14 protein-coding genes and 1 pseudogene are annotated in these 13093 nt (G+C 55.4%); 7 read left to right on the forward strand and 8 right to left on the reverse strand.

All coding sequences use genetic code 11. From position 1 onward, the window contains the following. Positions 1-128: 128 nt before the first annotated feature. Both IGW04_RS24540 and IGW04_RS24545 read left to right on the forward strand, forming a co-directional pair. Positions 129-284: pseudogene (locus IGW04_RS24540) on the forward strand (IS256 family transposase); the annotation flags it as partial. 1113 nt (positions 285-1397) lie between these two features. After that, positions 1398-1823 carry a hypothetical protein gene (locus tag IGW04_RS24545; protein WP_194715732.1) on the forward strand — a complete coding sequence of 142 codons (426 nt, stop codon included), beginning with the start codon at positions 1398-1400 and terminating at the stop codon, positions 1821-1823. Between the two features lie 184 nt (positions 1824-2007). On the opposite strand, the gene IGW04_RS24550 is transcribed toward IGW04_RS24545, so the two are convergent. The 7 genes from IGW04_RS24550 to IGW04_RS24575 form a co-directional block, all read right to left on the reverse strand. Then, a complete protein-coding gene (locus IGW04_RS24550; protein ID WP_228527372.1) occupies positions 2008-2376 on the reverse strand; it encodes a DUF4405 domain-containing protein in 369 nt (122 codons plus the stop codon). Then, complete coding sequence (locus IGW04_RS25965) at positions 2373-2609, reverse strand: hypothetical protein (protein ID WP_228527376.1); 237 nt, start codon at positions 2607-2609, stop codon at positions 2373-2375. Before IGW04_RS25965 ends, IGW04_RS24550 begins: the two co-directional genes overlap by 4 nt. Then, the gene (locus IGW04_RS24555; RefSeq protein ID WP_228527373.1) at positions 2563-3192 is read right to left on the reverse strand and encodes an FAD:protein FMN transferase; all 630 of its coding nucleotides are present in this window, start codon (positions 3190-3192) and stop codon (positions 2563-2565) included. The genes IGW04_RS25965 and IGW04_RS24555 overlap by 47 nt, the downstream gene beginning before the upstream one ends. Continuing rightward, entirely contained in the window at positions 3189-3728 is a 540-nt protein-coding gene (locus IGW04_RS24560) for an FMN-binding protein (protein ID WP_194715733.1), read from the reverse strand. The genes IGW04_RS24555 and IGW04_RS24560 overlap by 4 nt, the downstream gene beginning before the upstream one ends. 11 nt (positions 3729-3739) lie before the next feature. Continuing rightward, positions 3740-5146 carry a porin family protein gene (locus tag IGW04_RS24565; protein ID WP_228527374.1) on the reverse strand — a complete coding sequence of 469 codons (1407 nt, stop codon included), beginning with the start codon at positions 5144-5146 and terminating at the stop codon, positions 3740-3742. A 21-nt stretch (positions 5147-5167) separates the two neighbouring features. Continuing rightward, positions 5168-6376, reverse strand: coding sequence for a cytochrome-c peroxidase (locus IGW04_RS24570; RefSeq protein ID WP_194715734.1), 1209 nt, complete (start codon positions 6374-6376; stop codon positions 5168-5170). 697 nt (positions 6377-7073) lie between these two features. Further along, a complete protein-coding gene (locus IGW04_RS24575; protein ID WP_194715735.1) occupies positions 7074-7526 on the reverse strand; it encodes a reverse transcriptase domain-containing protein in 453 nt (150 codons plus the stop codon). A 365-nt stretch (positions 7527-7891) separates the two neighbouring features. On the opposite strand from IGW04_RS24575, the gene IGW04_RS24580 reads away from it, so the two are divergent. From IGW04_RS24580 to IGW04_RS24600, 5 genes are all read left to right on the forward strand, one after another. After that, positions 7892-8718, forward strand: a protein-coding gene (locus IGW04_RS24580; RefSeq protein ID WP_194715736.1) for an IS5 family transposase whose coding sequence is annotated in 2 segments (ribosomal slippage) — positions 7892-8231 and positions 8231-8718 — 828 coding nt in all. Because the reading frame shifts where the segments join, the coding sequence is not laid out codon by codon here. 137 nt (positions 8719-8855) lie between these two features. After that, positions 8856-9908 (forward strand): IS110 family RNA-guided transposase, encoded by a 1053-nt coding sequence (locus tag IGW04_RS24585; protein ID WP_194715737.1) that lies wholly within the window; start codon positions 8856-8858, stop codon positions 9906-9908. Between the two features lie 262 nt (positions 9909-10170). After that, positions 10171-10404 carry a response regulator gene (locus tag IGW04_RS24590; RefSeq protein ID WP_267253715.1) on the forward strand — a complete coding sequence of 78 codons (234 nt, stop codon included), beginning with the start codon at positions 10171-10173 and terminating at the stop codon, positions 10402-10404. A gap of 189 nt (positions 10405-10593) precedes the next feature. Next, a complete protein-coding gene (locus IGW04_RS24595) occupies positions 10594-10941 on the forward strand; it encodes a hypothetical protein (RefSeq protein WP_194715739.1) in 348 nt (115 codons plus the stop codon). Between the two features lie 126 nt (positions 10942-11067). Then, entirely contained in the window at positions 11068-11595 is a 528-nt protein-coding gene (locus tag IGW04_RS24600; protein ID WP_194715740.1) for a hypothetical protein, read from the forward strand. Positions 11596-12810: 1215 nt separating this feature from the next. Here the strand turns inward: IGW04_RS24600 and IGW04_RS24605 are convergent. Beyond that, positions 12811-13093, reverse strand: a 283-nt coding sequence (locus IGW04_RS24605) for a transposase (RefSeq protein ID WP_194715741.1), incomplete at its 5' end; no start/stop codon positions are given.

Raw genomic sequence — 13093 nt, forward strand, 5'->3', positions numbered from 1 at the left:
GATGCCGGTGATCGGCAGAGGAGTAAAACTGGAGTGAGTTGGCATCGCTGGTGTCCACTGATATTGGTGGACACTAGTCTGACCATCTTTACCTTGGCCCGATAGGTGCCTGATATTGCGCGCTTACCCTCGGACTGGCATTCAAGCTGATGGAAGAGGCAGAGAAATCGTGGCGCCGAATTCGCGGCGCCGACCGAATTCAGCCGTTGCTGGACGGCGTACCGTTCAAGGATGGCATCCCGGTGCAGGACAATCCGCCGGAACAACAGAAACTCGCCGCCTGATGCTCCTCCTATGCTTCAGACCGGCCGTACACCAGATTTCACATTAGCTCTGTCACAAGACGTGGTTGTTAGATATTTACTTTTGTTCTTTTAATTTATTTAAGTCGATTTCTAACGTTCTACAGGCCGATGCAATAAGTTTTTTGACTTCTTCGTTGGACTCCTTACTTTCAGAATCTATACAGGAATCGACACGATTCTTGACAACACGCAATTTTTGTTGCTGCATAGACTCCTTGCACCCTATTACCCAAAACGGAAGCAATAGCAAAAAAATAGTTTTGAAAACACGTCTAGTCTCACCTCGGTCGTTTTTCAAATTCCACCTACCGGTTAAAAATTCTTTGGCTAAAAATGTTACCATTAGTTAATCGCTAGGTCAAAATCCAAATAACCATAATACTAATTTCTACATTTGTAACAAAGTTGCATTTTGCCGCAATGGAACTGATATGAATTCTAGAGTTTTATTAGTGCAGCCATGTATGTTGTAATATTTGCATGAAAGTGTGACTTGCATGGAGCGGAGTCGATATATTAGGCCAACTTGAAAGGGAAAGGCCACATTAGAATGTGCAAGAAAGTGGCCGGCACAAGGAAAAACAAAACGATGCCAATAGTGTACCAGCACCATTGGCATTTCATCATTACCTATATCCAGGCACGGGTAACGACTGTTTGTAGTGTAACGTCGGTTGCCCAGATGTGCACTACCGGTCGTGGCGGATATCAAGCCAAAGATTAGCGCTGCACAGACGCGTTCAAACGAGCCCCTTCCCGTTGCCGTGGATCGCGGAGCGCCTGAATATGATTGCCACGAGACAAAAAGCGGCAGTGCACACCATCCGCTGCACCGTTAAATCAGCGCATTTGATTACCAACAGCGCTATTCGCTTATAAAACAACACATCAACTATTTAAAAGCGATTGGAAGCGATTGTACGACGTACGCCTATAAGCATAACTGGGATAGCGCTTGAACCCGTTGCACGGCATCATTGAGTCAATCGACAGCTTGTTTATAGCTAACATACAGTACTATGCTCGTGTTACTCTCCTTATCAGGTTCAATCAAGCCTTACGATATTCGTTGTCGCATCGCACGAATAGATCATGAAAAACCTCAGCATTACCTTGATCGCTACGAGTGCCTTGGTCACTGCCGGATGTGGCGGGGGCTCTGGCGCTGCCGAAGTGAGCGCCCCACCTCCTTCATTCATTGTCTGGGCCAATAGCAGCGGAGGCGACCGCGTGATTGACGGTACCGGCCATTTGTTCGCCTTTTTTGATGACTCGGGCTGCTTATACAATCTCCAAACTAAACAAGAAAATCCAGCATTCTGTTTAGCCCCTGGCAGCAATTTCGTGAGCTATGGTGCCTTTCATGGCCAAGTGGCGAACGTTCTTTCTTCCAATGGGACGTGCCAAGCGGCTATCATCGATACTCTTACCGGTAACTTCAGTGACATCGAGGTCGATGCATTTGGCCGGGAAGTGGTCGTTACCACCCAGTTACACCCAGCGCTGTGCATTCAATAAACGTGCATTGATGAGTAGTGGAAGAGAAGGAAATTTAACCGCTTCGACATTAATAGTACACCTCATTACCTTTAGGTCGGCTTTTGGCGAAACAGGCCTTCCGGCGGAAAACTTCCATGGACGATATGCCAGACCAGCAGCGCCGGGAAAGCTAATCCAATGATCCAGTGGGTCAGTGACCATACTACCTACTCTCTTCATTGGCCAGGTACCACAAGCCGTAGCCGCTCAGTGTCAGCAGGACAAGCGAAACCAGCAGCAACCATCCCTGCATCAGATTGCGGCCGGCGCGAAACGCGCGCCGGATGTGGCTATTCATGACGCTGCCAGCGATGAACAGCATCGCCATTGCCGCTGCGCCATGCAGTTTCATCGACAGCGGTTCGAGCGGATGGATCGTTTCGCCAAACTCGCCAAAGCGGCGCATGAAATAGTGCGCCAGCAACCAGGCGAGGCCACTGCCCGTCAACAGCAGCACCACGCCGTACACCAAATGCCGGTGCCAGCGCTCGATGCGCAGGTTGACATGCGGGACGTCGTGCCGCCGCTTCATGGCGTGGCGACGAAGGCGCTCGCGCCGTATCGGGCGAGCAGCGGATGGTGATCGTTGCCACTGGCGGCGACGACCTTGGTCAACGCATCGGCCAGCATGCAGGTCGGCGCCGCAACGGAAATGCTGGCCTCGGTGAGCAGCGGCGTCCCGTTCGTGCCATGCACCAGCGCGCTGGTCGCCTCGCCCTTATTGTTCCCTCGCGAAAAATACGTGGCCGAAGTTGCCAGGGTCACGCAGTTGGGTCGACCAGGCTGCAAGCTCGGGACGACGTGCATCACGCAGCAACACCGGCCAGTCGATGTCGCCAAAAGCCCGCAAATCGCCGCCGGCATTGACACAGCCCGCGCGTACGCCGCAGCCACGCAACGCGTCCACTGCCGCATCCACCGCATAACCCTTTGCAATACCTCCCAGGTCGATCCATGACGGCGCGTTCTTGCGGACCCTGGTGCCGTCGAGCGCCAGCGCATCGCCGCGAGCGCACCAGTCCGGCGCGGGACCCGCCGCCGGCGCCGGCAGCTGTTCCCATGCCACCAGTTTCGGCGCGCAGAATGGATTGAAAAGTCCTTCGCTTTCAACCGACATGGCAAGCGCTGCGGCCAGTACTTCCGCGGTGCGGGGATGCACTTCAATCTGTTCCCCGATGGCAGCGCGGTTGAGACGCGCGACGTCGCTCGCCTCGTCATGGAAGCTCATCAGGCGATGTACCTCGGCGATCACATCGAAGGCTGCGCGCATGGCCGGCTCGTTGGAAGTCTCGTCGCCGACGGTGACCTCCACCACGGTGCCAAGCCAGGGCTGCGCGCGCCGCATCATTTTTTCAATGCCACCTGGGCCACGGCAACGATGCGGCGCACGCCGTCGGTGACATGGGTGGAGGACAGCGTGGCGCCGCTGATGTTGGCAATGTTGTCGCCCACCGTCACCTTGTCGGCGGCAGTCTTGCCAACGAATTGCTTGCGCCAGGCCGCATTGCGGATTTCAAAGCCATGGCTTTCACGATAGGCCAATATTTCGACCTGTATCACGGTAGCGTCCGGCGCCAGTCCGACCGCATAGGAAATCGGCTCGAACTTGCCAATCACATCATCCAGCACCATGTGGCCAAGCAGCTTATCGCCCTGCCAGGCAGAGATGACGCGCCAGGCCGCGGAACGTGCAGGAAGGCCGGACAATGCTTCGATGGCATGCATCTGCTCGGCGGTCAGCTGCAGGTTCGCTTCTTTAAAAGCGTTTGCTTGCGGGAAGATCAGCGCCTGCGCCTGTTGCGCCGTCAGATACTGCGTGGCGAATGCGCTGGAAGTAGACGCCACCAGCCCGGTGGCGACGACGGTCCATTGCAGAGCTTTCATGTTGCTACCCTTCAGAACGAGAAGCCAACGCCAAGGTTGACGCGGTCGCGGCTCTTGTCTTCCGCAAATTTTTGATAATCCGCTTTCAGCACGACGCCGCTACCGACACGCATGTTCGCGCCAACGGTAACCACACGTTCATCCGGCGCAGAGGCTACGCCCAGGCCGGCCGGAACTGCAGCAAAGGATTTCGCGGTATTGAAGCGTTCATAACGGACGAAAGGAAAGAGTGCGTAATCGCCCTGCTTCCACAAGCGATAGGCCGCCTGGCCATACCAGCCATAGAAGGACGAAGGCACCGGTGACGGGTTGCCGACAAACGTGAGATTGAGCGCTTCGGTATTGCTGATGGTGCCTCGTGCATAAAGCGCAGACAGATCCCAGCGGCCCGGGTTATAGCGCGCATGCAGGTCCCACAGCGTGACGCGGGCATTGTTGGCCGCGAAATCCGGGGTCGCATGGCCGGCGGTGCCGGTGAAAACGGAGCCGCCGATCAGCAGGCCCGGCACGCCGCGCCAGTTTGCAGCGCCATACCCGGCCAGATTGCGCGCCTTGGCAAACTGGCCTTCCTGGTGGATGCTGCCCAATGGCGATTCCCGGCCTTCGCTGGAACTGGCGTCCCACTTGTTCAGATCGAAGCCCGTGGTCAGGCCGCCTTCCAGCGTCAGCCCGTTGTCCAGCGTCTTGCCGACGCCGACGCCGGCTTCGCGCCAGGTGGTTGGAATGATGGCGGTCTCGACGAAGTTGCGCTCCACGCCGTAATAGGCGGTCGGCTCGTGGTTCTGGTTCAAGAGACCCGCCGGCACCAGGAACAGGCCGGCCTTGCCACGCAATCCAAGGCCGAATTCGCGCTCGACGTAAACCTGCTCGATCGCGGCCTCGCCCCGGTCGCCAGCCGAGGCAATCGCATGTTCCCATTCGAACTCGGTCACGACCTTGGTCCGCTCGTCGAAACGATGCTCAAAGCCGAGCACCGAGCGTCGCACATCCACCTGTGCCCCGCTGGCATTGCGCGTCGGACGGTTGTAGTTGATTTCGCCATAGGCCGAAAACACGGTGCGTGGCCGCTCCGGCGCCTCGATGCCTGGATAGGTGCTGCCGGCCGGTGACGCAGGACTGGTCACAACCGCAGTCGGCGCGGCCGCGACTGGCGTCGGCACCGGCACGGGCTGGGCGGAAGGTGCCGGCGATGCGGACGTGGTTGCTGCGGTTGACGCAACCATCGGGTTGGCAGCCTGTTGGCGCTGGTCTACCGCGTCGGCTTTCTGCCTTGTGGCTGTCAGTTCCGCCTTGACCTTTTCCAGCTCTGCGGCGAGCTGGTCAATGCGTCTTATCAGCGCAGCTTCATCGGCATGGGCGGCGGGTGCGATCGCAAGGGCCGTGACAAGGGAGTGCGCCAGCAGGGTTTTCTTCATCATTTTTTCTTTGAAAGAGCGAGGTCAGGAATGGTCATCGTCGTTGAGCGTGCCCAGGAAATGCAGCAGGTCCTCGATCTCCGCATCTGAAAGCGCAGGCGCCATGCCTGGCTTGCGGTTGTACGGCGCTTCGCCGGTATTCACATTGCCGCGCAGTGCGACCGGCAGATCGTTGAACTTGTCCGCAGTGCCATCGGCGGCAAGCGGGTACCACTCCTCGGGATTGGTGTCACGGCGCACATAGAAGCGCAGAACGTCCCGGAGCGTGGTGAAAGCGCCGTTGTGGAAGAATGTCTTGCGGGTGGCGACGTTGCGCAGCGTCGGCACCTTGAATGCGCCGCAGAGATCCTGGCGCGCGGTCAGGTCAGTGCGGTCCGGGCCGCACAGGCCCATATCGAAATAGGTCGGGTCGGCGGTGGCGGCAATGGCGGCATTGCGTGGCACACCGAGGCTGTCGTAGCTGAAGTCCGTGAACAGCGGGAATGCGCCGTCGGCGCTTTTCGCGCTCGGATGGCAGGCAGCGCAATTGCCCTTGGCCGAATTATTGAAAAGCGCCAGGCCGCGCATTTCGGCATCGGAGAGTTGCGCCTTGCCGGCGAGGAAGCGGTCATATTTCGAGCTGAACGGATGGAAAGCCGGATCTTCCTTCTGGAACTGCTGCAGAGCGAAAGCGATGCGGTCGAAGGCGGCATCGGCGTCGTCGAAAATGGCGGCGCCAAATGCCGCGCGCAGTTCTTCCGCATAGGCGGCTTGCCTGACCTTGCTGACCACATCGGCCTTGCTCGCATTGGCCATTTCGTGTGGCGCAAGGAAGGGGCGTTGCGCTTGCTCGGCCAGCGTTCTCGCGCGGCCGTCGTGATTAAAGCCCCCGGTAGGCGTGCCATCGTCGGCAAAGAAGAAGGCGGGCGTGCTGTTCAGGTAGCGCAGTGAAGGCACGGCGCGAAAGCCCTGGGTGGCGAGACCGGGTCCGCCCAGTTGCACCGCAAGGTCGTTGGGTGCCGCATGCGCGCTGGCGGGATCATGGCAGCTCGCGCAAGATTGCCGGCCGCTGGCCGATAAGGAGGCGTCGCTAAAGATTTTTTGTCCAAGCAACGCAATCTGACTAAGCTGAATGGACGCGGCTTGAACCGATGCGGTCTGGGTGCCGGAGGCACTGTCGGAAACGCCGCCACCGCCGCAGGCGGCAAGGGGCGCCACCAGAGCAAGCGCCAGGGCACGCAAGGCGGACGACATGGCACTGGCTCGCGGATGAAAATGGGTAATGCTGCGCATATAGTTTTTATCGGCTCCGGATGCTCCTGACGTTCGTTCTCCCTGTCAGTCCGGATGGATCGAGCACCTGCTTCAGAAGGTTGAAAGTTGCCTGAGGCTGGAAATCTAAATGAGAATGATTATATTTTACTCTGACTGCCTTCGCAATCAATTCATTTTGTCGCGTTGCGGGCTGTGGATGGCGATTTATGTACGCGTAGACGTGAGTAGTTAAACCGGAGGCACCGCTAGGCGACGCATTGGAAGTGATCGCCAATCTTTTTTTCTGTGAGGATTCGTCGTGGCTTTGTTGCGGTAGGAACGCCGGTTACCCGGCGCCCCCGCGCAGATCCGTACGTGCAGTTTTCCCACATAGGGTTCTTACCTCGAGTATTTGGCGCGAAACCGCGCATCAGGATAAGGGTGTGCTAACCGTGGCTCGGCAGCCATTTATTGGTAAGTCGGAAGAATCGCTCCCACGGCAACCGATGACGCTGGCTTCGGCGGCGCAAGATACGCCACCAGCACATCATCAGACGCCATCGGATGGCGTAGAACCGCCGCAAATTTCCAGGAACCGCGTGGTACTGATAATAGCCGCGCAGGGCGGAGCCGAGCCACCGGCCTGCCTCGAGTACCGTCCAGTGCATGGCGCACCACAGGGATATCTCCAGCTCCGCTAGCTTCGCATGCATTCGCTTCGCAATCGTTGTAAGGCTGAGCTCAAACCAGCCGGCGCTCGCGATGTAGAGTAAATGTGTATAAAGCCGTGGAAATTAAATATCTCTGCTTTGCGCCGGCCGCGCTTTTGATTCCAGCGATTCGCAAAGCGAACAAACGCAATTAGCCGCGTCTTCTCGGGTTGCAGCTCAATCCCGAATTCCTGCACACGCCCTTTGAGGTCATCCAGGAATTGCTTCGCTTCGAAGCGATGTTCAAAGCCCAGGACCGTATCATCTGCATAGCGGATGACGACCATATCGCCGCGAGGCTGGCGTCGCCGCCATTGCTGCACCCATAAGTCAAAGACATAAGGCAGATAGACGTTTGACAGCAGCGGTGAAACTGGTGCCCCTAAACCGCCCCGGGAGCAAGGTCTCCACTTCTCCAATCGTCCGAATTTCGGGGTCACCTCTTCATTTCTATCTCCTTTTATCTATATTTTTTCAAAATTTTCTTCCTAACCGAGCATGCCGTCTTGTTCAATTACATTGAGCGATAGAAATTTGCTAAAATGACAAATGGCATGCAAATTACTTTTGATTGAAGACGACGAAGTTGCAGTTTATGTGACATGCCAGCTTCTTAGGCAATGTGGCTTTACTGCAGATATTGACGTTGTGAAGGATGGGAGAGAGGCACTGGACTACCTTTCATGCGACGGCTGTTATGCAAGTAGGATTCCAGAAAACCCGGCGCTCATAGTCTTAGAGCGCCTAACAAAATTGAGTAATTGCGGTCCAATCGTCTATCCAGCAGGCTCTGTGGAGAGACAACATGGCACGCGAACTAGTTGATGATGAACTATGGGAAATCGTTCGTCCCTTACTGCCACCACCACCGCTGCACAAAACGCCGGCCGGACGCAAACGACTGGACGATCGGCGCGTCTTTACCGGCATTCTGTTCATTCTGCAAGCCGGGTTGCCGTGGGAGCTGCTGCCCCAGGAAATGGGATGCGGCTCAGGAATGACCTGCTGGCGCCGCGCACGCGATTGGCAAGAGGCAGGTGTCTGGGGCAAGCTACATCGCGTTCTACTGGCCAAGCTGCGCCACGCCAACCGCATCGATTTCTCGCGCGTGATTGCCGACAGTTCGTCGGTGCGGGCCGTGCATGGGGGAAAAAAACAGGTCCCAGCCCGACTGATCGGCGCAAGGCGGGCAGCAAACACCACCTCCTCGTCGATGCCGCCGGTACGCCGTTGAATGTGATTCTCACAGGTGCCAATCGCCACGACTCGACACAGCTCATGCCGTTACTGGATGGGCTTCAACCCATTGCTGGCCAGCGCGGACGACCTCTGCGCAAACCGCAGTGCGTACAAGCTGACCGCGGCTACGACTGTAAAGCGTATCGGCGCGTCTTGCGAGAGCGTGGGATCAAACCGCAGATCGGCAAACGCCTTGCCGGTCACGGCAGCCATCTGGGCTTGACGCGCTGGGTAGTCGAGCGCACGTTCGCTTGGCTTCACCAGTTTCGCCGGCTGCGCGTGCGCTATGAACGCCGGGCCGATATGCATGAAGAATTTCTCCGGTTGGGCTGCGCCATGATTTGCTGGCGAACGCTGAGCAATGCATTACGCGATCCATTCCCATTTTGTTAGAAATGGTATGGACGCCGCCTTCTAGATTCCACTTTAACGCGGCCGGAGGATATGGAGAGCGAAGGGACTCCAGCGCCAACGGCATCGATGTGCCAAAGTGGAAGTGATGATTAACCACTTGAGGCGAGGAGTCCAACATGCATGCTACAACGATTGGTGTAGACCTAGCAAAGCAGGTATTCGCGATCCATGGTGTAGATCAACACGGCAAGACAGTGCTGCGCAAGACCCTCAAGCGTGCGCAGATGGTGGAGTTTTTTACCCGCATAACGCCTTGTACAGTTGCGATTGAAGCATGCGGTAGCGCACATTATTGGGGCCGTACGCTGCAACATCTGGGACACACGGTCAGACTGATTGCGCCGCAATTCGTCAAACCGTACGTTCAAGGCAACAAACACGATGCAGCTGATGCGGCTGCTATTTGCGAAGCAGCTAGCCGACCGGCGATGCGCTTTGTTGCTGTAAAGACTGCACAATCGCAAGCGGTACTAGCATTGCATCGCGTGCGTGACGGTTTTATCAAGGCGCGTACAGCGCAAGCCAATCAGTTGAGAGGATTATTGGCAGAGTTTGGGTTATCGATTGCGCACGGACTAAGCAAGCTGCTTCAAGAGGTCAAAAAGGTAATTGCCGATATGGAGAACGGCTTGCCGCCACTCATGCGTGACTTGGCACAGCGGCTGCTATCGCATCTGCTGGAAGTGGATAAGCAAGTGCAAGAGATTGATCTACAGGTTAGGCAGCTATGCCGGGAATCCGAAGTCTGTCATCGGCTAGAACAGGTACCAGGAATCGGTCCCTTGACTGCCAGCGCGCTGGAAGCGACGGTCGGTGACAACATTGCCTCCTTCAAGAATGGACGGCAGCTGGCAGCTTTCCTCGGCTTGGTCCCCAAGCAGCATTCCAGTGGCGGCAAGCAGCGATTGCAGGGAATCAGCAAACGAGGGGACAGTTATTTGCGCCGGTTACTGGTCCACGGTGCTCGTGCGGTACTGCATCACACCATGCGTAAGCCAGGGACCGCAAATTGCTGGCTGCAACAACTAGCCGGTCGAAGAAACATGAACATTGCCTGTGTAGCCCAGGCTAACAAAACGGCACGCATTGTTTGGGCGATGCTGGTTCACGGCAGTAAGTTCCGTGCTGAGTTGCCTACCGTAAGCGGTCGGCAACTCAGCGCGGCTTGAAGGAGCAAAGCAGACACACCAATAGGTTGCGTAAGTAAGAAACAAGTGATGGCAAACAGGTGCGACCGGGACGACTCAAACCCGATAAGAGCGATGAGCTTCGAGCTCGCGTTAGAAATGGGGAAGTCGTCAGCGAATACCATAGAGGCCAGCAGCTTAAAGCTGCATCCGAAGGCCGAATGTAAGCGAGCAACCTCTATCCTGCTTGTGTCATAAGTTTATTACTTGGCAAATGGCGGCGTCCATGTAATCGCTCTTAGACTTGAAAATGCCAAATCTCGATGGCTTTGAGGTGCTCAAGCACATCCGCAGTACGCCCAAATTATCGGGAATTCCGGTCGTTATTTTAAGTGCTTCTGAAACGAGAGAAGATGTCTACCGGGGCCATCTTCTAGGCATATCCAGATATATGGTGAAGCCACTAAACGTTGCCGATTTTACGCTTGAAATCAATAAGGTTTTAGCTACGGCCAGCCCCAAAAAAATTGCCCAATAGATATAATATTTACATCTTATTGACCCAACGACCGTAAAGGTAGAAGAAATGGCCATTGATACCGTTTGGATCAATCCCATGTCAATATGTGCCGCCCGCAGTCAACGGATAGCCAATTTTCCCGTTGAAACCTTTAGCGACTTGTCGCAATGTTTAACAGACAATTATCCTAACTGCTGAGGTTTCAAGATGAAAAAATTAGTTTCGCTGCTTTCGGCTACTCTCATTTGCGGATTTGCCTATGCTCAAGTTCCGGTTACGGCTACCACCACGCCCCAAGGGGCAGTAGTTGCTCCCGCTACAAAGGGTGATGTCAAGGCTGTTGCTAAAGTGGAAAAGGCTGAGATCAAGGCCAATGAAAAAATAGACAAGGCTGTTGCCGACGCTGAGGTGAAGTCGACCAAAGCCGATGCCAAAGCTGCGAAAACAAAAGCATCAGCCCAAGCGAAGGCGGATAAGAAAATCCTGGCAGCAAAGAAGGACGTGGCAGAGACGCAGGTTGACGCGAATAAAAAAGTGACGAAAGAGCACAAATAATCTTCGCTTCGCTAGACTAGACTTCCCCAGCAAAAGGGGAAGTTGATTTCAAGTCGGACGCTGCGTATTGATACGAAAAGCGGGTATGTTCAGTCGGCATTGTGCTTTTTATCCGCTGGGAAACTAGTGAAAAAATCGTTCATTCATGCAGCTTTTATCGCTAGCTGTCTCCAAGCATTTTCGGCTGGTGCGGTAAGCATGACTCAGCAGGCCAAGGAAATGGCGCAGAAAGACTACCGGTCAGCCATGGCCAGAATAGCGTCGGTGAACGAAGCGGATATGCTTGAATGCGCCAAACGGCGCGGCCCGGCAGCAAAGGCTTGCGAAATCCAGGTCAATGGCAATCGCGCGGCCGCAGAAGATCAAGCCAAGCTCGCACGCGAACGGGCAGGGGCAGAACCGCCTGTATCGGATGCCGAAAGAAAACAGGCAGCGAGGAACGGAGCACGCGTTGCGAGAATTTCCTATGGCATGGACAAAGCTAGGATTGCTGCGCAAGACAAGCAGGCTCACATTCAATGCAACGCGCTCACGGGCGAAGCGCGCAATACGTGCAATGCAGAGGTCTCCTTGAGGACTGACGAAGCTAACCGAGAGGCAAAGTCAAACTATGACCGCTCAGTTGCAAGGGCAAAAGGAATCAGCGCGCAGTGACGTAACGGTTTTTGTACCTTCCTCATTTTTTTCAGAAGTGGCCACGGTTCGCGCTTGACCTCATTACCAAGAGTTGGGCCATGTATCGTAGTAGATCGACATGTCAAAAAAGACAAAACGGCTTGTCAACGAGCGTACAGAAGGTCGCACAGACGCGGCGACCGGTGCTACCCCTGCCCTTGTTCGATATTCTCCCTGAACAGTTGATAATTTCTAGCGCCAAAGCACGCGCCCCACGTCGGCATTGTCCGCAACGGCTTGACGCCAGGTTCGGAGGTGATTACTGCCGGCGGAATTTCATTCAACTATTGAAAATAAAAAACCGCTACGCCACTAGGCGCAACGGTTAAGAGGAAACAATTTGTGAACTTGCCAATCACTAGCGAGAGTGTCACTAAAGTATGAATGTTCCTAAGCCTGGAAGCAGCAATTACCAAAGCGAATTTCTGAGCTAGATCAACGGCGGCGACCGGCGCTAACCCGGTCTTTGGTAAGCGGGAAGGCGAACCCATTTCAGCGCCAAAGCAAGCGCACCGCCCCGGCATTATGCGCGACGACCTAGTTATTTCTCTCGACTAACTGCGAAAGCCAGCCATGCTTTCATCCATCGCAAGGAACGCTCCCTGTCTGCGGTCGATTTATCGGAAAAAGCCAAAGACGCGTATCTATCGACTGCGACCAAAGCTCGACGTGCTGCGTAGGCCCAGCGTTGATAAATGTTGGGCGGTAGTCGCCTGTGGCCTTTTGACATTTCTATGCTGAATACCATGCCGTTCTCCCTCATAGTACAGCGGAACAATATTGCTTTTTTCGCAATACTATTCCTGTATTTGTGCAAAAGCCAGCAATACTGACTGCTCTATCATAAGCAGCCGGGAGCAGGTAAATATCTCCACGATTGCCGACCTGACATTGTAAAAAGAATCAACGAATAACATCTATACATGTACGAAACCCGCCGAAGGCTTTGACGAGTCGGCCGGCATGCACCGGACCGATGCCTTTGACATGCCAGAGCCGAGATAGCACTCGATGCCTGTTAGGGGTGTTAGGTGGAGAAACCTTCACGAAGATCGCCTTGAACTGCCTGCCATGCTCTCAGTCGGTGACTTATGAGTCGGTGACTGATGATCTTGACGCAGTAGCCTATTCCCCAGTGCGACAGGAGCTAATGTGAAATCTGGTGTACGGCCGGTCTGAAGCATAGGAGGAGCATCAGGCGGCGAGTTTCTGTTGTTCCGGCGGATTGTCCTGCACCGGGATGCCATCCTTGAACGGTACGCCGTCCAGCAACGGCTGAATTCGGTCGGCGCCGCGAATTCGGCGCCACGATTTCTCTGCCTCTTCCATCAGCTTGAATGCCAGTCCGAGGAACGTAGCCCGCGACAGGCAATTCCTGGCCCGCGTGGTTCGATGCCGCACCGTGGCAAACGTTGATTCGATCGGATTGGTGGTCCGTACATGCTGCCAATGCTCCGCCGGGAAGTCATAAAACGCC

Origin of the sequence: Noviherbaspirillum soli, assembly GCF_015352955.1 — a bacterium.
GTDB classification, from domain to species: Bacteria; Pseudomonadota; Gammaproteobacteria; order Burkholderiales; family Burkholderiaceae_D; genus Noviherbaspirillum_A; species Noviherbaspirillum_A soli.